Below are 19,097 nucleotides of genomic sequence, written 5' to 3'. Positions count from 1 at the left end.
ACTCTACCGTCCCGCTTCCCGGCCGCAAACTTATCGCCATCCCAATTTAGCTATTTGTCATCCTCAATTGTCACCTGCCTTGGTTGAAGGGCTTGCAGAAATTGGCGGGCGCGTTGAAGTTCGGCCGAGTCTGCGTCGCTCGCCAACTCAAAAACGACTTCATACCGCGAAAACGCTCCTTTCGCGCCGGATGGTAATTCGAACTTGTAGCGAGGACCGTTCCGCAAGTATTCATGCCACGACGATTTATCTATTTACAGATTACTATATACCGCCACTGACTCATCCTTCTGGAGTGACAGGTCGCGTTCACTTACCATGCGCGAACGTGGTCCGCGCACTCCTTCAGCTGCTGGTCGAATATCTGCTGACGGTAGACGCTGGCCATATCGTTGCGGGCGTGGCCCATGATATGGTCGATTGCTGCCTGCGACACGCTCGCAGTCGTCGCGATGGTCTCGAAGGTTCGCCGGAGTGAGTAGAACCCGTGTTTCGTCACCTCGCAGGTGTCGCAGAGCGCGGCGAACTTCCCAAAGTGAGCGCGAATCACGTCGCACGTCGTCTCGTACTCGCGAAACGTGACCCGGGTGATGTCACCCGTCGCTAAGTGGGCTCGCTTGTGATCCAGGAACGACTCGATCAACTCGCCCACGGACTCGGCGATCGTTGGTGGCTCCAGGCCGCCGTGGAGATAGTCGCGTTTCTCCAGGTACGATTCGAGTGCGCCTTGAGGATCGCTCCACGGTCCAAAGTAGTGGACCTTACCCAGAATCTTCTTCGCCCACACGCCGCCGGCGTGCGCGTAGAGGGGGTAGGACGCATACGGTTTTGAGGGTTTTCCAGCCATGCTCAAGCCTACTTCACGCTGTGAGGCGTAGAACCGGGCGTAGATTGCTGACCCCAAAGTCAGCGGCCACGGTCCAAAGTAAGCTCGAAAAACCCTAGAAAAGACGGGAAGTACCGGAGGTCGGACTTGAACCGACACGCCCTTGCGGGCACTGGATTTTGAGTCGGATACAGCGCGACGTCATCTATATCGTGATCGCAGTGCGAATGTGTTGCAAAGCCTTACAGAAAAAGGGGATTGGTCAAACTAACATCGCAGTTGGCGTTCACCAACATTGCGTTAGCACTGCCAACATAATCCCCAGTTTCTCCCCGTTTGGCAACCAAGTTTAACTGGCGGATTTGCACTTTGCGTTTGGCCTCCGGCTAAATTTCGCCACTGAACCAGAGACCGAGGCGTGGCCCCTCAGCGTGCCGCGGACTGCCGGTGTATTGCACTGTAGGGAATCGCGAATCAGTTTGCGTTCTTCGGTCAGTCAATCCATGCACTGGAACCATGAACCTACTGGTTAAGAAGCGGTGACTTCCGTCGCGGGAACGTCCCCTACGAGGAAATTTTCTTCCACGGCTCGCCCTTCGCTTGCTCTCCTTGCTTTTCCTGCCAGCGTGACAATCCGCCAGCTAGACAACCGAACTTATTCCTTGGAGCGGGAATGGGGCGTCGTGGCGTCCGCACAACCAGCTGCGAACCAGAGCAGCCTCTGCTGCCCTAGCCGCGAAGGGAGACGTTCCTTCCATTGTAGTTAAGTCAAACTACCCGAACGGTGTACCGACCCACTGGGCGAGAACTGCTGCGTACGTCGGGGCGACCTAAGCGTGCAAGTGGTAACGCTAAACTAAAATGTTCAGAAACGCCGATGGCGGGAGCTTGAGGCGTCCCCAGGGCCGCCGGCGAGGAGCCGTTCGCTGATTCGCGGCTGGTAAATGGCGTCGCGGAGTTGGAAGTTCATCGACAAGCCCGGTACCGCAGGCGAGGTGGCGCCGACGGCTTGGGCGCCGAGGCCGTTGTAAACCGAGCCGCGACTCGTCTCGATCACGTTGCCGGCAACGTCTTGCAGGGCGCCTTTGTACTTGTTGTAGTTCATGCCGGCCCGCTGTGTCGGGATCCACGGCACGTTGGCGGCCTCAAGCTTGGCGAATGACTCCTGAATTCACCGCTGAGCGAACGCGACCCGAGGATTTTGCCCCGTCGTAATCGCAAGCGCGGTCGGCAGATCGATCGGCATCTCAGCTGCTGAGGAGCGTTCTGATTCGTCGACTTCGACGGCGTTTTCCACTGGATCGCCGCTATCGACCGAGGGCACAAGCTCGGCCGGTTGTTTCAGGGCTGTGGCTGTTGGCGTTGCGATCAGCGGCAACGCCTCGTGGGGCGGCATCGGAGGTGCTCTTTGCTTTGACTAGCGTCAGTCAACCAGTGTGAAATCCCTGCAAGCATCTCAAGTCGGCGCGATTCTCTCTTCGCGTGATTGCAGCAAACCTCGGCAGGTTAGGCCCTAGTGGTGTAGAGCACCGGCGGAGCACGCAGGTTGCAGGAATTCGGATCGCGTTTGGTCAGCGCTGGCGAAGCTAACTTCGGATCGACCTGACTACCCGCAATCGCATTAAAAAAGCCGCGGCAACTAGCGGCTTCGCCTCCGGTAACAGGCTCTTAAAACAACAGAACAAGCTTCCAGGAATTTCCTACAAATATTTCAATATTCTGCGGCGGTAGTCGGGGAGCATTCGTGACCATAGTACTTATGGGCGTCGCTTTCGGACGCCACTCCTTTGATAACGGCTAAGAACGCAGGTTATGTCAGGCATTGGAAGCGTCGGTGCAAATTCCAACTTGTTTTCCTACTTAACTGCGAAAGGCGACGAAACGTCGAAATATGAGACGTCGATCGACGAGCTAGCTGCGGCGACGACGGAACGTCAGCAACGCGTCGAAACACAGCTCGTCGAATCGTTGACCGAGGCTGGCGTTTCCGACGAAACCATCGAATCGCTCAAGTTAGCACTGCGTACAGCAATTGATGAAGAACGGGCCGCGGGCAACTTTCCGCCCGATCCCGGGAAGATGAAACAGACGGTTGACGCACTTTTTGAAAAGTATGGTTTGGAAGCAGGTGAGTTTCTTGGGCGAACTGGCGCGAAGCCAGGAAGTGGGGCTGGGCTCTCGGGAAAAGGTCAATCTGCTCAAGCCGCGCCCGATGTCCAGGAGACGCTTTTGGACCTTCTGGGCAAGCAGGCTTCCAGTGGTGCCAGCTCTGAGGATTTGGCGCAGATCTATTTGGATGCATTGACCGGATTGGACAAACAAGCCTAACAGCTTGTGCTGCAGCGAGCCTAATTCTGAGAGATCACGGACGGGAGCCGACAATTACTCCGTGGGCGGTGCTGGCTAGAATCTGACCATGGGAATCCACACGCGCACATCATCTCGAACGATAATAGAGCTTGTTGGAAGCATGGGGCTGGGACCATTACTGCAGCAATACGAAGAGTATTTGTTGCTACTCGCACGCGTGGAGGTCGGGCGTCGATTGCAACGCAAGCTTGACCCATCGGACTTGGTGCAGGAAGTCTTCCTGGACGCTCATCGCCAGTTTCCGAATTTTCGAGGAACGACCGAGTCTGAATTACTTGAGTGGCTGCGGCAAATCCTCGCCGGAATAACCGCAAACGCCATGCGGCATTATCTCGGCGTCCAAGGCCGCGACGCTCGTCGAGAGCTTGAACAGGATATCTCCGGATCGTTTGGAAAAACAGCGAAGCAACTGCACGAACTGGCTGCGGTGTCCGGCGAGACGCCGAGCCAGGATGCCATGCGTCGCGAGCAAGCTGTAGTCGTTGCGGATGCCATTCAGTCCTTGCCGGATGATTACAGGGACGTCTTGATTCTGCGGCATTGGGAGGGGCTTTCGTTTCCTGACGTGGCGATACGACTCTCCAAAACCACGGACAGCGTGGAAAAGCTTTGGATGAGAGCGCTCGTCAAACTTCGCCAGCAGATGAAGAGTGCGCCATGACTATGCCCACCGACGATACCGAAAGAGACACGACGCACGACGAAGAGCGACTTAACGAAGCAGATGATCCTAGATTGATATCTCTCGTTGAGGATTATCGCCGCAGGCTGGAGCTCGGGCAGACTCCGCTAAGGTCTCAGTACATTTCGCAAGTCCCGGAACTAGCTGAAGTTCTCAACGAATGCTTGGACAGCGTTGACTTTATGCACCGCGCATTTGCTGGAACAGCTGAGCTGAGTAGTTCTCATGAGCCAAGCGTCGATGCCTCTGAAATAGTCACCCTTCCGCTCGGGGATTTTAAGATTGTGCGCGAGGTGGGACGCGGCGGAATGGCCGTCGTCTACGAAGCTGTTCAACTCTCACTCGGCAGGCGCGTTGCTCTGAAGGTATTGCCATTTACCGCGACCTTAAATGCGAAGCAATTGCAGCGATTCCTGAACGAAGCTCAGGCGGCCGCTCACTTGCATCACCCCAATATTGTGCCGGTGTTCGCGGTGGGGAGAGATCGGGGTACGAATTTCTACGCTATGCAGCTGATTGACGGTCTTTCCCTGGCGCAGGTAATCGCGCAGTTTCGCCGCGAGAAGGGCCTGTCTGACAGTGACGATCCGTCTTCTGGCGGCACGACGCCTCTTTACGCGCAGGTAGTCGCTACTTCGCAGTGTGAAGCGGCGCCCACAGTGAATCAGTGTTCGGCGCATATCTCAACATTGCGGACGCAACGGCCAACCGACTTCTTTCGCACGGCCGCCGCCTGGGTTCGCCAAGCTGCAGCGGCGTTAGCATACGCGCACGACTTGGGCGTTATCCACCGCGACGTGAAACCCGCAAATCTGCTCCTTGATGAGCGAAATAACCTGTGGGTTACTGATTTCGGGTTGGCACAAGTCCAGGCGACTGGGAATTTAACCCAAACGGGAGATCTCGTCGGCACGTTGCGCTACATGAGCCCCGAACAAGCGATGGGCGACCGCAATCTTCTCGATCTTCGGACAGATGTCTATTCGCTCGGAGCCACGCTGTATGAGCTCATCACGTTGCAGCCAATGCATACAGGCAAGAATCGTGGGGCACTGCTTCAGTGCGTTTCGGAAGGAGAGTTTCAACATCCGCGTAAAATCAATCCGCAGATTCCGGAAGAGCTCGAAACGATTGTCTTGAAGGCTGTTAATGTAACGGCTGAGGACCGCTACGCGTCCGCCCAGGAGATGGCAGACGACCTCCAGCGGTTTCTGAGCGATCAGCCGATCCGAGCGCGTCGCCCTTCGGCCATCGACCATATTCGCAAATGGTCGCGGCGCCATCCCGGAGCGATTGCTGCGGGAACGCTCCTGTTATTCGTGATCGCTGCAGGCGCGATAACGACGGCGTCACTTGTGGCGATGGAGCAACAGAAGACGAAAGCGGCGCTAGCCAGAGAGCAGGCACGCGCCGAGGAAGCGGAGCGAGGTTTTCAGCAGGCACGACACGCGGTCGACGCTCTATTCGAAGTTAGCGAGCAAGAACTTCCCAGTATGCCACTGGATAACTCGCGTAGGCGGATTCTTCAAATTGTACTGAGCCATTACGAAGATTTCATCGCTCAACGCCGCGGCGACGAGAGGTCCCAAACGGAACTCTCCAAAGTTCAAAACAAAGTTCGGGCAATTCTCGATGATCTCAACGTCATCCAGCAATCTTTTGATAATCGACTGATTGCGATCGATGCGATTCAAAACGAACTTGCTTTCACCCCACGCCAGACTCAAGACGCCGCAAGTCTCTTCGAACGATGGGAGAGTCAAGGCGTCGCATTGCGGGAAGCCATGAGAACGGCGGACGGAGAGCAGCGGCGTAGCGACCTGGCGAAAGTGGCGTCTCAGCAATCGAATGATCTTCAAAAGCTTCTCACACCCGCGCAGATGCGGCGATTTCGTCAGCTTGTGATCCAGTCACGCGGCGTCTTCGCTTTTCAGGATTCAGAACTAGCAACAACGCTTGAATTGACTGACGATCAACGTTCCGCAATTCGCCAGATCGAACGTAGTATGTTCGCTGAGTTTCTGGCAGCGGCCCCTTCCCCCGGGTTTGACGGTATTCATGAGCGGCGCAGCGGCGCTCCGTCGTCAAAGCCTACCGAAGTTGCCCTCAGTGCAGCACTTAGTGAGGGGATGCAGAAGGCTCTAGCGCTGCTCTCCGCAGATCAACGTCGTATCTGGAACGATCTCACGGGTCCTGAAGTTCCGGGCGTCGAAAAGCTAGGCTTGCCGCTACCCCCGCACCCGCCGCGGTTCTAGGTAGTCCCAACAATCTTACTCAGTTACGGAGTCACGATGCGCGAAAATGTCGCCCTGCACCTGAGCAATTTGCCGAGCGACGTCATTGCTGAAATCGCTCCCACAATACTGCGCTTCGACGCACCACATGCCACGAAGGTTCACGTACATGAATCGCCGTCGCTTCAGCAACGATGCATTGGCGATCTTCCCTCGCGTGAACTGAAGTTCATTATCACTGCTTCGCAGGCAATGGAGATTCAGCAGCGGCTGAGTGATGTGCTAACGCCCGACGCTCACGCGGACGCGAACCGAGATCGAAGCTATTCGTTGACGACGCTCTACACCGATACGCCGCAACGGGACGTTTACCACAGACGCGGGCGACACCGCCTCGTCAAGCTGCGGATTCGACGCTATGGCGTAGGGTCACAAGTCTTTCTCGAACATAAACTCAAACGAGGAACCGAAGTTAGAAAACGCCGCACAACGATCGATCTCACTCAACTGGAGGCATCGCGCGGCGGCTTGGGGCTGGCTCCCGCGAATGCGTTTCGCCGTCAGCTGCTACGGCAAAATTTGCGGCCTTGTTGTTTGCTTTGCTACGACCGCGTAGCGTTCAATGGAGAGGCCGACGGCGGGCGAGTGCGCGTGACTTTTGATCACCGCGTGCAAGGCGGCGTCATGAACGCGTGGCGGTTCGAGCCGTTGCCGGACATGCGCGAGCTCTTGCCTGAGAAGATCGTCTGCGAATTCAAGTTTGTGGGATCGTTGCCGTCCTTGCTCAAAACCGTCATTGCTGAAATGCAGCTGCTTCCAACTGGCGTCTCGAAATATCGCCGGTGTCTGGAAGAGTTTCCAACTCTTCTCGAAGGGTGCGGTCGTGATGAGTGAATGGCCCGCCAACTCTAGCATGCCACAGTCTGCTCTCGCCATTGAGCAGGTGGCAGCGCGACTTGTCGTTGCCGCCCTCTATGGCGTCTGCGTCGCGGCCGTGTTTCGCTTCTCTCATGGTCGCGATAAAGCTGACGTACGCGTTCTGGCGTCCACGCTAGTGCTGCTGTCGGTGCTCATCGCCATGGTGTCGATGGTGATTGGCGACAGCGTGGCGAGGGCGTTCAGCTTAGTAGGCGCGTTGTCAATCGTGCGATTTCGCACTGTCGTTGAAGACACGCGGGACACGGCGTTTGTGATCTTCTCGGTAGTCGTCGGAATGGCCGCAGGAGCCGGGCTGATATGGACGCCGTTAGTCGGGATTCCGCTCGTCGCTCTCGTTGCCATCGGTCTGAGTCGCTTTCCGTCAAGCGGTCTCGCGGTGCAGTCGCAGCCCTACACGTTAGTACTTCGATTGGGACTGGGACGCGATCCCAGTGAGATCTGTTCCACTCCGTTCGAACGGTACCTAGCTCGTCGCCGCATCACTGCTGTCGAAACCGGCAAGCAAGGTGCGTCTATCACAGTGACATATCGAGCAGAGGCCAGACCAGGAGCTGATTTGGTGGCGTTCGTGGCAGAACTGAATCAAGTCCAAGGGGTTCAAGGCGTAGAGATTCAAACCTAATGCATGGAAAAAAGATGAGAGCCGCCCACGTGACACGAATCACCCTGACACTGCTCTTTGCGCTGATCGTAGCAACGTCGATCGCCCAGCCGCCGCAACTTCCGTTCGGCGGACCGGGCGGACCTCCGTTCGGCGGCTTTGGCCCGCCCCCCGGCATGGGAGGAGGGCTGATCGACCTCCTCGGCATGAGTGAGGTCCAGACGGAGCTTTCTCTGACGCAAGAGCAGCAAGCGAAAGTCCACGAGCTCACGGAAGAAACGCGCCGCGAAATGGCCGAGAACTTCCAGCGTGCATTCGCGGACGACGATCAGGAAGAACCATCGCCGCCGGAGGCCAGATTCGCCGCAATGCGCCAGAAGATGGACGCACTCGCTGCTAAAACCAACGAGCAAGTTCAGGAGTTGTTGGAAAAGCCTCAGTGGGAACGACTTGAACAACTGCAGCTGCAGCGCGAAGGAATGCGATCACCCCAATGGCGCGAGATCGCCAAATCGCTGGAACTCACCGAGGAGCAACTTGGCAAGTTGCGCGGCGTCCTGGGAGGAACCTTCGGGCCAGCTCCCGTCGAGCCCTTCTCGCCTAAAGTGACCGCCGCCCTCAACGACGATCAGAAGTTGCAGTGGGCGACGCTCGTCGGCAAGCCGTTCGAGTTTCCTCGTTCGATGGGGTTCGGCGGCCCTCCCGGCTTCGGGCCTGGCGGCCCCGGAGCGGAAGAAGTTAAACTCGTCGACAAGTTCGACGCCAACAAGGACGGCTGGCTCAATCAAACAGAGCGGGAAGAGGCGCGCGACTCACATCAGTCGAACCGTCAGGGTCCACGAGGAGGTCGCGGCGGACCGCCGCGCGGATTCGGCTTTGGCCGCGCTCAGGAACCCGGAACTGCTGGCCCACGCGTGGCGAAAGAAGACGTCGCGCCAATCTCAAACGCGTCGCTGTACGATCTCGCCGTCGTGCGCACGCTCTTTCTCGATTTCGAAAACGATGACTGGGAGGATGAGCTTGAGGCCTTCCACGGCACCGACGTCGAGGTGCCGGCCATGCTTACCGTCGATGGCGTCGAGTACCCCAACGTCGGCGTCAGCTTTCGGGGGATGTCGTCGTTCATGATGATCCCGAAAGGATCGAAGCGGTCCTTGAACGTCTCTGTCGATCTGGCCGCCCCGGAGCAACGTTTACTGGGCTCAAAGACGCTCAATCTGTTGAACTCGCACGAAGATCCGACGTTTTTCCACACGGCCCTCTACTCGAAAATCGCTCGCGAACATATCCCAACGCCGAAGGCGAATTTCGTGAAGGTGGTGATCAACGGCGAGAGCTGGGGCGTGTACGTCAACGCCCAGCAGTTCGACAAACTCTTCGTGAAAGAAAACTTCGGCCAAGACGGCGCGCGGTGGAAGGTCCGAGGCAATCCCGGCGCCCGAGCCGGCCTGGAGTACGTCGGCGACAAGGTGGAAGACTACAAACGGACCTACCAGATCAAGTCGGGTGACAAAGACGAAGACTGGCACGCGCTCATCAACCTCTGCCGAACGCTCGACCAAACGCCGCCTGGCCAATTGGAAGCAGCCTTGGAGCCGATCCTCGACGTCGACGGCGCCCTCTGGTTCCTCGCGCTCGACAACGCTCTGATCAATTCAGACGGTTACTGGATTCGAGCCAGCGACTACAGTATTTTCCGAGATGCACGCGGCAAATTCCACCTCATCCCTCACGACATGAACGAAGCGTTCCAGCGTCCCATGGGACCTGGATTCGGCGGCCCCGGACGACGGCGTACCAGCGATGAGGCTCGCGGCGCGAATCAGAGCAACGGTTACGAGCTCGACCCGCTGATTGGTTTGGACGATGTCACTAAACCTTTGCGAAGTAAACTGTTGGCCGTACCTCGGCTACGCGAACGATATCTAAGTAACGTTCGAGCGATAGCTGAAGATTCGCTCGATTGGGCTGAATTGGGACCTTACATTGCCATATTATCGTCGCGGATAGCCGAGGATGTCAAAGCTGATACTCGAAAGCTCAGCTCGTGGGCTGAATTCGAATCCGCCGTTGGCTTGCCGTCGGCCGATAATTCGAATGAGGAACCAAACAAGCAAAGCCTTCGAGAGTTTGCGACTGAGCGGAGACGCTACCTCCTTGATTACCCCGATATTAATAGGATTCAAGACGCTAAAGAGGAGGACGCACAATAGGTTCCTTCTGCTATCGCTAGCAGTCGCAGGTGAAAGTAACCCTCTATCGGTCCAGATGTACACGTTGTCATGGTTTCGAAATTATTACAAGATTCTGACCACTCAAGGCGTCACGGACACGACTAGCTCTCAAGGCCTCGCCGTTCTTAAGAGGACTATCGTCAGGCTTGTCTTACTGTCTGTAAAACCGCACGAATGCGATTTGGGGGTTCTGTCCGTACCTAGCCGCAAGGTCGACGAGTGCCTTCAGTCCTCTGCGACGTTGGAGAGGTGATCGGAAAGTTAGGTTGATCAGCGCGGCGAAGTCAACTGGTTTGATTAGGTGCCGGTCCAAGGGCAGACTAATCGCGAACTCGCTCCAGAGCCCTGGGCCATCGCTCGTTACAGAAATAAAGCCTTGGTGCAATTCGACGAGCGAGCAAGCGTTTGCGATTGGTGCTGTTTCCGGTGCTGGCCTGCGGCCTTATCTTAGGCGCGATGCTTTGGAACTTAGGCCGGTCGATCAAGCGATCGAGGGCGGTCGATGACGGCTCGCCCATTGCGTCGGAGCTTCCACGTCGGCCAGGCTGATGAAGTGCCGCCGCCGCTTTCCTTTCTGTTGGCAGGCCAATTTCCAGTTGGCCATCGCTAGCTGTTTGAGAAAGCGATCGGTTTTCGTATCGTGGAGAGGGAACGTGACGTCATGCAGGTATTATTGCTGATACTCGCGCGGAAGAATGACGCGAAACACCGTCCCCTGCTCAGGGCCCGATCCAACTCCACGCTAGCGTCCAGCAAGTCGCATAAGCGCTTAACAATCGACAGGCCGATGCCTTCCCCCTGCTCTTGATGAACAGGGCGATTGTCCGTGGCGTGGGCTGGCCTTAACTGAGCATTCTCAGCATCAGACGGAATTCCCCGATCGCCCGATCGAGCGTCTAATTTCATCGCTTCAGTTGTCGCGTCGACGAGCGCCTCGGCCAGCGGCGCTCCAGGTCCAGCGTGGAATCCGGGGCCTGTGTCTTCCACGCACAGCATCCATCGATTGGCGTCGTTGGCGCGACTGTTCCCCCAACTGAGGGTGACGCTCCCACGTTCCGTATACTTCAACGCATTGATGACGAAGTTTTGAGCAATACGACATATCTTCCCAGCGTCACATTGGACCTCCATGGGAGCTGGTCCGCTGGCTGAGAGGGTAAGCCCGCGCTCATGCGAAATCGGTTGCATGCTTTCGACTAAGTTTTGCATGAGCGTCGCGACGTCAAAGCGAGCGACCTGTCGCTGTTCTTGCCCCGCTTGAAGTCGTCCGATCTCGATGACCTCGTCCAGCATCGCGTGCAGCGACGAAACGCTCTTCTGCAGCAAAGTGACGAACTCATCTCGCATTAATTCCGGAAGCCCCCCCATGGTGAGACCTTCCGTGACGTTGACGACCGCCCCCACATTGCCGCGAAGATCATGGGCTGCCTGTCGCCAGAGTTCCCCTCGTCGGCGTTCGAGTTCTTGAAGCGATTTTTGCTGCATTCTCCAGATCCCGCACATGGCCGACGGCCTCGGTTTCCTGCATCTGATAATATTTGGCGGCGCTCTCGCTGACTCCCTCGTTAAACAGTTGTGACAAGACTCGCCACGCGGCTGTGAGATCTTCGGCCGGCAGAACTGGATGGGCCGCTGTAGTTTCCCAGTTCATTCAGGACGCACGTTTGAAGATGGCCCCATTCACGCATGACTTCGCGCAGGTCATAGCCCTGCTGCCAACGATGCAATCCATGTTGGACCGCATTCTCCGAAGTTTGTTGCTCGTCCAAGTTTGGTTGGGTTCCACGCAGTTTGCATTCGTAGTCGGCCAGTCATTGCGGGATATGATCATTAAGTTGCGTACGCGGCAACGTGGAAGCGGTCGTGAGTCTTCTGTCTTGAGCGATCTGATTTCGCCAAGCGCTAAGAATTGACTCGCGCCGAACGAACAGGTGCTGCGCGAGCGCGCTCAACTGATTTTCCTTCGGCGGGATAGTGTCCATCGCATGGCCCTATTGCTACGGGGGAATGACTCCAAGTGCGGCCATTGTAGCAACGCGACGAGCGTGAGGAGGTTTGCCGACAAACGCGGGCGCCAAGCCGTGCAACGCGGGCGAGGCGTCGACGTGGTCGCCGAGACTTGATTTGCGCGAGGATCGCCCGCAACACGTGATTGGTGCTCGAGGGATAGTCGGTTCAGTCTGGCAGACGGCCCGCTAGACTTATTGATGCTGAACACGGGCATACGCAGACCGACGCAACGTCTAAAGGGGGGCGAGATAAGGCATGCATCCCCCCAAACGGTGAAGCGCGTATCTGTAACAAAGTCTCGCTGGACTTCTATGGTTGTGCACTCAGCGCCTGCAACACTAGTTGCACCAGCGGTTCGCCTCAATGTCGTTCACCAATCATGTTGATAACATCCTTTGCAATCATCTGCTCCTCGTCTGTTGTAATGACTCGCACCTTCACGGGAAACGCGCCATTCGATATCAATTTGCTATTGTCGCTATTTGCCATCGGATCCAATTCAATTCCTAAGAACCGAAGTTCCGCGCAAATTTGCAATCGAACTTTCGCCGCACGCTCGCCGATTCCGCCTGTGAAGACGAGCGTGTCAAGTCCTCCCATGGCGGCTGCATAAGCGCCAATATACTTGCGGACATGATAGCAAAATATTGCCACTGCCTCCCCTGCCCTCGCATCCTCAGATTCGTGTTCCAGAAGCAGCTCCATGTCGCCAGAGGTCTCGGAGACGCCGAGAAGTCCTGACTCTAAGTGGATAATACGATTAAACTCTTGAACCGTGATGCTCGCGGACCGCAAGAGATATTCAATCAACCCAGGATCAATGTCACCCGATCGAGTGCTCATGGGAATGCCGGCGGCAGGCGTGAATGCCATGCTGGTGTCAATGGGTTTGCCGTCTCGCACCGCCGCCAAGCTTGCGCCGTTGCCCAAATGCGCAAGGACGATTCGCCCCCGTGATTCCTCGTAATCCAATCGGGCTAGATGGTCCATCAGGTAGGCGTAGGAAAGCCCATGAAATCCGTAGCGACGCACGCCGAATGCGTCAAATCGTCGCGGTAGCGGCAGTCGCCGCGCAACCGCCGGAAGATCGTGATGGAAGGCCGTGTCGAAACAAGCGACATGAGGGATATTTGACAGCCGTCGTTTCAGCGATTCGATCACCTGCAACTCGGATGGCAAATGCTCTGGGTCGTAGAGTTCAAGCTGGCGGATATCGTCCAGCAATTTCGGCGTTATCACCTCCGAAGCCGAATGGTTAGGCCCGCCATGAACGAGACGGTGACCAACGCCTGCGATCGAGGTATCGTTAATCTTGCCCCGTAGGCTAGACATGATCGCAGCAAGTGCGTCGTCGTGAGAGCTTGCGACCACTGCTTCGGAGCGTGACGCCTCGCCGCCGATCGCAAGGGTAATCTTGGCGTCGGACGCGCCGATGCGCTCGATCTTGGCCGAGGCAAGGCGAACTGGAGGCGAATTTGCTTCGAAGACGGCGATCTTGAGACTCGACGAGCCAGCGTTGACGGCAAGGATCAGACGCTGCACCGGGGGTGGGCTGAATAGTTCGGACAAGTTCAAGTCCTTCGATTTGCTCTGGGCATAACTTTCAACTCAGCTCCCACTTCCAGTTCTGAATCTCCGGCATGTCCTCGCCGTATTCGTTGATGTACTGCCGATGTTCGAACAACTTATCTCGGAGAGCCTGCTCAAGGTGTGCTGCTCGCGAGCCAAGTTGCGGCAGGCGATCGATGACATCAGTAGCTAAGTGAAAGCGATCAAGATCGTTCAGCACTGCCATATCAAATGGAGTCGTGATCGTCCCTTCTTCTTTATAGCCGCGAACATGCAGATTAGCGTGATTCGTACGACGGTACGTGAGTCGGTGGATCAGCCACGGATAACCGTGGAATGCGAAGATCACATGCTTGTTTTTCGTGAAGAGCGTATCAAAGTCATAATCGCTCAAACCATGCGGATGTTCGCTCGAAGGTTGGAGCTTCATGAGGTCGACGACATTGACGACGCGAATCTTGAGTTCGGGCAATGATTGTCGTAGATACTGGACAGCCGCGAGCGTTTCGAGCGTCGGCACGTCCCCGGCGCAGGCCATCACTACGTCAGGCTCACCATCCTGGTCGTTGCTGGCCCACTCCCACATCCCGATTCCTGCGGAACAATGTGCGACAGCGGCGTCGATGCCAAGCCATTGCGGAGCCGGATGCTTGCCGGCGACGACGACGTTCACGTAGTGCGTGCTACGCAAGCAATGGTCCATCACCGAGAGAAGGCAGTTTGCATCCGGCGGCAAATAGACGCGAACTATCTCGGCCTTCTTGTTGACGACGTGATCGATGAACCCAGGATCTTGATGCGTAAACCCATTGTGATCCTGACGCCAGACATGCGACGCCAGTAGGTAGTTGAGGGAGGCGATTGGTCGGCGCCAGGGAATATCGCGCGTTTCCTTCAACCATTTGGCATGCTGGTTGAACATCGAGTCGACGATGTGAATGAAGGCCTCGTATGAGTTAAGTAGTCCGTGCCGACCAGTCAACAAATAACCCTCTAGCCATCCCTCGCATTGATGCTCGCTGAGCATCTCGATCACTCGACCTTCGGCGGCCAGATGCTCGTCATTCGCTTCGATGGGGGCAAGCCACTGCTTTGATGTGGCCTCGAAGACGGCGGAAAGCCGGTTCGACGCGGTTTCGTCGGGGGAGAAGATGCGAAAATTGCGTTGCGCCTCATTTAGCTTGATCACATCCCGTAGAAACTGCCCAAGCACCTGCGTATCTGACCGATCGACGGAGCCGGGCGAAGCAAAGCTGACGGCATACTCTCGGAAGTCTGGCATCCGCAGCGCCTTCAAGAGAATGCCGCCGTTGGCATGAGGATTGGCTCCCATTCTCCGCTCACCGCGAGGCGCCAACTCGGCCAATTCGGCGAGGAGACGCCCCGACTCGTCGAACAACTCTTCTGGGCGATAACTCCTCATCCATGCTTCTAGGAGCGCAACGTGACTGGGCGCCTCGGGACCTTCGGTGAGGGGGATTTGATGGGATCGACACGTCCCTTCAATTTGGAGGCCGTCGACTACCTTGGGGCCCGTCCAACCCTTGGGAGAGCGCAACACAATCATCGGCCACGCCGGCACGCCTGAGCAGCCGTCAGTTCGCGCGGCGCGCTGAATCTCTTTGATTCTGCCCACTACGGTATCTAGAGTCGACGCCATGAGGAGATGCATTGTCGCCGGATCATCTCCCTCGACAAAAAATGGCTCGTAGCCATATCCCCTCATTAACGCTGCTAACTGATCATGCCCCATTCGAGCCAAGATGGTGGGATTCGCGATCTTGAAACCGTTGAGGTGCAGGATCGGCAAGACGGCCCCGTCCGATGCGGGATTGAGGAACTTGTTGGAGTGCCAGGCCGTGGCCAGCGGTCCGGTCTCTGCCTCGCCATCGCCAATGACGCAGGCCACGATCAGCTCTGGGTTGTCGAAGACGGCTCCAAACGCATGGCTCAGCGAGTAGCCCAACTCGCCACCTTCGTGGATCGATCCGGGCGTTTCGGGCGCCACGTGACTTGGAATGCCGCCCGGAAATGAAAACTGCTTGAACAGCTTGGCCATGCCGGCCTCATCCTGGGTCACGTCAGGATAAAACTCGGTGTACGATCCTTCCAGATAGGTGTTGGCCACCAACGCCGGTCCGCCATGTCCCGGCCCCGAGATGTAGATCATGTTCAGATCGTACTGCTTGATCACCCGGTTGAGATGAACGTAGATAAAGTTCTGCCCTGGCGTTGTTCCCCAATGGCCAAGCAGTCGCGCTTTGATATGCTCAAGCGCCAGCGGCTCACGCAATAGCGGGTTACTGCGCAGATAGATTTGGCCCACCGAAAGGTAATTTGCGGCACGCCAGTAGGCGTCCAACTTGAGCAGTAGCTCGTTGGTAAGACCGTCGCATGTCATGGCCGGTTTCCTTTCGCCGTCGAGTCGGGGCACATTCGTTGACGCTCAGGCAACGACCATCAATTCAATCTGGCCGCTCGCAGTGAAAGTTTCTGGATCGGCTGCACTCCGAAGCCGAACAGCGCTCCAGACACAAATCGACCGTGTGCGAGAAGAATCGAACCTAACCCTTTCCCGCAGGCAGCCAGGCGCCGGAGTGACGTTCGAAGCCCAGGATTAGGTGGGCGGAGCGGTAGTTGGTGAAACCCGCCTGAAGGATCTGCGGTCCGCAACGCGTGATGCATATGACACGCTTATCGTTTGGTCTTACCACAGCAATGTGCCCGGGGAGTCCGGCGTCTGAGTTCTTGACTACGGCGACGACGAGCATACCAGAATTCGCTCGTTCCTGTGCATCAAGCGGCCCCTTCACTGACTTCCAGCCTGCTTGTCGACCGCTGAGGCTCGACAGCCAATCAAATTGAGCATCGGCCAAAAGGACGTGCGAGTGCTCAGGCGGGCGAAGGAGATAAACTCCAAGGTGGCTGGCGACCGCCGCGGCGAACGCGCTGCAATGGGTTTCAGCTGCCGTAAGCGGCGCCTGGCGATTCTTTAGAGGGCCAGCTATTGGCTCGCCCGAGCGCCAAGAGATTCGCAAGTCGCTTCGTAACCACCGATGTTGGACATCAAGTTGATCGAGCGCGGCCGTGAGCGAGCGTCCCGCCGGTGTTACAAGAACCCAGGACGCCTCCGAGGAATGACATAATTGATCGCGTGAATCGCCGGCGGATGCAAAGCGCTCACCGAGTATTACTGCGATGATCGCTACTGCGCCTTTCGTCAGAATGATTGCAAGCTTACGCTTTGAAAGTGGCCCCGCTTGATCGCATTTGTGATTCATAGGCATCATCACGTCAAAGTGCGAAGGTCCGTCATCCTACTTGGCCATCTAACCATATCAGTCTCCTGCGTTGCTGCCGCACGCTTCCTTTCTCGAACCGAAAGCCTCAGCTATGACTCACTCTTCGCTTAAGAAATGCGCCGTGTGCGGCCTGATGAAACCGTCTTCCCAGATGATGCCTGGAGACCTCGTGAGATCGCCCATTGCGTTGCTCATTGAGGTCGACCATCCGCAATGGAGTGCCGATCAGTTCATCTGCCTGGAAGATTTGAATACTTACCGAGCGCTGCATATTGAAAAAACGCTGATCGCGGAACGGGGCGAGTTGTCATCGTTGGAACGGGAGGTGGTCGACAGCCTGCGCGAACATGAGTTGCTATCGGAGAATGTAGATGACGAATTTATCGGACAGAGAACCCTTGGTGAGAGGCTTGCGGATCGGCTCGCTGCCTTCGGAGGTAGTTGGTCATTTCTGATTCTGTTCGCAGGAGGCATGGCTGCGTGGATTGGCGTCAATGCAATTCTGCTTCGCACGGCAGCATTCGACGCTTACCCATTCATCTTGCTTAACCTTGTTTTGTCCTTCATCGCCGCTATCCAAGCACCAGTGATCATGATGAGCCAGAACCGATTGGAGGCGAGAGATCGGATGCGTGCTGAACACGACTACCGCATCAATCTCAAAGCAGAGCTGGAAATTCGACACCTTCACGTGAAGCTTGATGAACTAATGTCTCATCAATGGGAGCGTATGATGGAGATTCAGCAGATGGAGGTCGAATTAATGACGGAACTCTGCAGAGGAAAGAATCGATAATGTGAAGGAAATCCCGACGTGGCGATGAACCGCCACGTCGGGACTGAATTCCGTCACTTAAGTCTAGCGAGTCCCTGCGGCCGGACGCTGTCCCACGCGAGCCGTGGTTGATGCGTTCGTCTTGAGCTGACTCATAATCTTCTTTGCTGCGGCCATGTGGGCCTCCGTTGTCTTCTCGCCTTCGGAAATCACCTTTTGGAGTTCCGGAGAGGCGAAATCCTTGCTCCCCCGCAGCTGAGCGAGCATTCCAATATGAGCGCCGACCTGTTGGCCGATAAAGGCCTGGTCGAATTCATTCCCCTTGTACTCGCCGAGTTCCTTCTCGGTGAGCGCCAGACATTCGCTCTTGACCTGCTGCAACATCGCGAGCGCCTGATGGTGTTGCGATTTTGAATCCGAAGTGATGCCTTTACCGGACGTCAGCTGAAGATCGGCGACTTCTGGGGCTGCCTTCTTAATGCTTGCGACGGCATTCGTGTGGGCAGCGACCAATGCCTTGGCGAACTCCTTCACATCAGCGTGCTCCGCATGCTGTTCCGCAAACTGTGCGAGGGCAATCTCTTCCTGATAGCTGAGCAGCATGCAAGCGGCAATCTCGTGAGTCAGTCCTTCGTGGCCTGCCTCTTCGGCAGCTCCCGCTACCCTGAATGCGCCGGCAAGGCACAGCAAGCATCCTAACACTGTGATAATGGTGACTTTCATTTCGATGACTCTTTGTTTTCTTAATAGGTTGTTTCGTAGCAATCTGCGATCTACGCCTTGCAGTCACTCCTTCCCAGTTGCACCGCGTTCTTTCGAAGGGAGGGGGCATAAGAAGCTGCCCCCTTACCAAGACGGTTGCGATGCGAGACGAACAATCGCGATGCATAGAGGAGTGCAATGCACGTACCTACTCTGCTTCTCGACGTAGATTCGGCCGACAACCGATTTCCCGATGCGAACGGCGAGACCGACGCGATTGCGCGTTGACACACCTGTGAGTTCAGCTATCGCTTTTTCGGCTCACGACACAGGGGAATGGCCGCCAAGGTGAAAACAAGGATCTCTTCAGCCGTTTTTGTGCTGATATCGTGATGTAGAGATACCACCTTAACTTCGGTGACCGTTTCAATCATCGCCTCCATTAGCGGCCGCGCCGTCTCGATCAAATGGGTGCGAACTTGCTTGAGAAGATCGCGCCCTTTGTCGGCCGGAAGGGACGCAACTAAATGCTGTTCCGCGCCCGTGAGCACTCCTTGGAGTCTAACAACAACCATATCCCAGCAGATGAGCGCGAATGTCCTTCGGACCGCGGCCCATGTACTCCAACTCGAATCGAGAAACTCCTTCACAGATTCCTGCTTCGATCTCGCCGATCGACTTCATGGTTCAAACCCTATCTGACCGCCACTTGAGCGTATTTGAGCACGATCTCCTTACTGAAGGTACATCCCTGGGCGCCCTAACCGAAACGCCAAATTACGAAGAAGTAAAACAAATAGGGAGTATCTATTATCAGGGGGCTAGCCTACAGTTCATCTGCTGAGTCAGTCAC

At 56.4% G+C, this 19,097-nt stretch carries 14 protein-coding genes and 1 pseudogene; 7 read left to right on the top strand and 8 right to left on the bottom strand.

Going from position 1 to position 19,097, the window contains the following annotated elements; genetic code table 11:
- Positions 1–313 precede the first annotated feature (313 nt).
- The 3 genes from PLANPX_RS13365 to PLANPX_RS13355 all read right to left on the bottom strand — a co-directional run bounded on the left by PLANPX_RS13365 (position 314) and on the right by PLANPX_RS13355 (position 2,222).
- Entirely contained in the window at positions 314–847 is a 534-nt protein-coding gene (locus PLANPX_RS13365; protein WP_152099212.1) for a hypothetical protein, read from the bottom strand.
- An 844-nt stretch (positions 848–1,691) separates the two neighbouring features.
- On the bottom strand, positions 1,692–1,961 hold the full coding sequence (locus PLANPX_RS13360; RefSeq protein WP_152099211.1) for a hypothetical protein: 270 nt from the start codon (positions 1,959–1,961) through the stop codon (positions 1,692–1,694).
- Positions 1,962–1,997: 36 nt separating this feature from the next.
- Positions 1,998–2,222, bottom strand: coding sequence for a hypothetical protein (locus tag PLANPX_RS13355; RefSeq protein ID WP_152099210.1), 225 nt, complete (start codon positions 2,220–2,222; stop codon positions 1,998–2,000).
- A 416-nt stretch (positions 2,223–2,638) separates the two neighbouring features.
- Here PLANPX_RS13355 and PLANPX_RS13350 point away from each other — a divergent pair, with 416 nt between their 5' ends.
- From PLANPX_RS13350 to PLANPX_RS13325, 6 genes are all read left to right on the top strand, one after another.
- Complete coding sequence (locus PLANPX_RS13350) at positions 2,639–3,154, top strand: hypothetical protein (protein ID WP_152099209.1); 516 nt, start codon at positions 2,639–2,641, stop codon at positions 3,152–3,154.
- A gap of 88 nt (positions 3,155–3,242) precedes the next feature.
- Positions 3,243–3,857, top strand: a complete 615-nt coding sequence (locus PLANPX_RS13345; RefSeq protein ID WP_198421887.1) for a sigma-70 family RNA polymerase sigma factor — start codon at positions 3,243–3,245, stop codon at positions 3,855–3,857.
- Positions 3,854–6,133, top strand: coding sequence for a serine/threonine protein kinase (locus PLANPX_RS13340; RefSeq protein ID WP_152099208.1), 2,280 nt, complete (start codon positions 3,854–3,856; stop codon positions 6,131–6,133). Before PLANPX_RS13345 ends, PLANPX_RS13340 begins: the two co-directional genes overlap by 4 nt.
- 36 nt (positions 6,134–6,169) lie before the next feature.
- Complete coding sequence (locus PLANPX_RS13335; RefSeq protein ID WP_152099207.1) at positions 6,170–7,006, top strand: polyphosphate polymerase domain-containing protein; 837 nt, start codon at positions 6,170–6,172, stop codon at positions 7,004–7,006.
- Complete coding sequence (locus PLANPX_RS13330) at positions 6,999–7,673, top strand: DUF4956 domain-containing protein (RefSeq protein ID WP_232536419.1); 675 nt, start codon at positions 6,999–7,001, stop codon at positions 7,671–7,673. The genes PLANPX_RS13335 and PLANPX_RS13330 overlap by 8 nt, the downstream gene beginning before the upstream one ends.
- Positions 7,674–7,702: 29 nt before the next feature.
- Positions 7,703–9,865 carry a CotH kinase family protein gene (locus PLANPX_RS13325; protein WP_232536395.1) on the top strand — a complete coding sequence of 721 codons (2,163 nt, stop codon included), beginning with the start codon at positions 7,703–7,705 and terminating at the stop codon, positions 9,863–9,865.
- A gap of 627 nt (positions 9,866–10,492) precedes the next feature.
- Here PLANPX_RS13325 and PLANPX_RS13320 read toward each other — a convergent pair.
- The 3 genes from PLANPX_RS13320 to PLANPX_RS13310 form a co-directional block, all read right to left on the bottom strand.
- Positions 10,493–11,371 (bottom strand): sensor histidine kinase, encoded by an 879-nt coding sequence (locus PLANPX_RS13320; protein WP_172992051.1) that lies wholly within the window; start codon positions 11,369–11,371, stop codon positions 10,493–10,495.
- 885 nt (positions 11,372–12,256) lie between these two features.
- Positions 12,257–13,465 carry an acetate/propionate family kinase gene (locus PLANPX_RS13315; RefSeq protein WP_232536394.1) on the bottom strand — a complete coding sequence of 403 codons (1,209 nt, stop codon included), beginning with the start codon at positions 13,463–13,465 and terminating at the stop codon, positions 12,257–12,259.
- A gap of 34 nt (positions 13,466–13,499) precedes the next feature.
- On the bottom strand, positions 13,500–15,866 hold the full coding sequence (locus PLANPX_RS13310; RefSeq protein WP_152099204.1) for a phosphoketolase: 2,367 nt from the start codon (positions 15,864–15,866) through the stop codon (positions 13,500–13,502).
- Positions 15,867–16,858: 992 nt separating this feature from the next.
- On the opposite strand from PLANPX_RS13310, the gene PLANPX_RS13305 reads away from it, so the two are divergent.
- Positions 16,859–17,563, top strand: a complete 705-nt coding sequence (locus PLANPX_RS13305) for a DUF1003 domain-containing protein (protein WP_152099203.1) — start codon at positions 16,859–16,861, stop codon at positions 17,561–17,563.
- Between the two features lie 63 nt (positions 17,564–17,626).
- Here the strand turns inward: PLANPX_RS13305 and PLANPX_RS13300 are convergent, their stop codons facing one another.
- Both PLANPX_RS13300 and PLANPX_RS13295 read right to left on the bottom strand, forming a co-directional pair.
- Positions 17,627–18,265, bottom strand: coding sequence for a DUF4142 domain-containing protein (locus PLANPX_RS13300; protein WP_152099202.1), 639 nt, complete (start codon positions 18,263–18,265; stop codon positions 17,627–17,629).
- Between the two features lie 284 nt (positions 18,266–18,549).
- Positions 18,550–18,862: pseudogene (locus PLANPX_RS13295) on the bottom strand (DUF2294 domain-containing protein).
- Positions 18,863–19,097 lie beyond the last annotated feature (235 nt).

Source organism: Lacipirellula parvula (assembly GCF_009177095.1).
Taxonomy (GTDB): domain Bacteria; phylum Planctomycetota; class Planctomycetia; order Pirellulales; family Lacipirellulaceae; genus Lacipirellula; species Lacipirellula parvula.
Note: the sequence above shows the minus strand (reverse complement) of the source record. Positions and strands in the feature narration are given on the sequence as shown.

Coding starts and splice junctions, on each gene's coding strand:
- PLANPX_RS13365 (WP_152099212.1), bottom strand. CDS start 847: ATGGCTGGAAAACCCTCAAAACCGTATGCGTCCTACCCCCTCTACGCG.
- PLANPX_RS13355 (WP_152099210.1), bottom strand. CDS start 2,222: ATGCCGCCCCACGAGGCGTTGCCGCTGATCGCAACGCCAACAGCCACA.
- PLANPX_RS13350 (WP_152099209.1), top strand. CDS start 2,639: ATGTCAGGCATTGGAAGCGTCGGTGCAAATTCCAACTTGTTTTCCTAC.
- PLANPX_RS13345 (WP_198421887.1), top strand. CDS start 3,243: ATGGGAATCCACACGCGCACATCATCTCGAACGATAATAGAGCTTGTT.
- PLANPX_RS13340 (WP_152099208.1), top strand. CDS start 3,854: ATGACTATGCCCACCGACGATACCGAAAGAGACACGACGCACGACGAA.
- PLANPX_RS13335 (WP_152099207.1), top strand. CDS start 6,170: ATGCGCGAAAATGTCGCCCTGCACCTGAGCAATTTGCCGAGCGACGTC.
- PLANPX_RS13330 (WP_232536419.1), top strand. CDS start 6,999: ATGAGTGAATGGCCCGCCAACTCTAGCATGCCACAGTCTGCTCTCGCC.
- PLANPX_RS13320 (WP_172992051.1), bottom strand. CDS start 11,371: ATGCAGCAAAAATCGCTTCAAGAACTCGAACGCCGACGAGGGGAACTC.
- PLANPX_RS13310 (WP_152099204.1), bottom strand. CDS start 15,866: ATGACATGCGACGGTCTTACCAACGAGCTACTGCTCAAGTTGGACGCC.
- PLANPX_RS13305 (WP_152099203.1), top strand. CDS start 16,859: ATGACTCACTCTTCGCTTAAGAAATGCGCCGTGTGCGGCCTGATGAAA.
- PLANPX_RS13300 (WP_152099202.1), bottom strand. CDS start 18,265: ATGAAAGTCACCATTATCACAGTGTTAGGATGCTTGCTGTGCCTTGCC.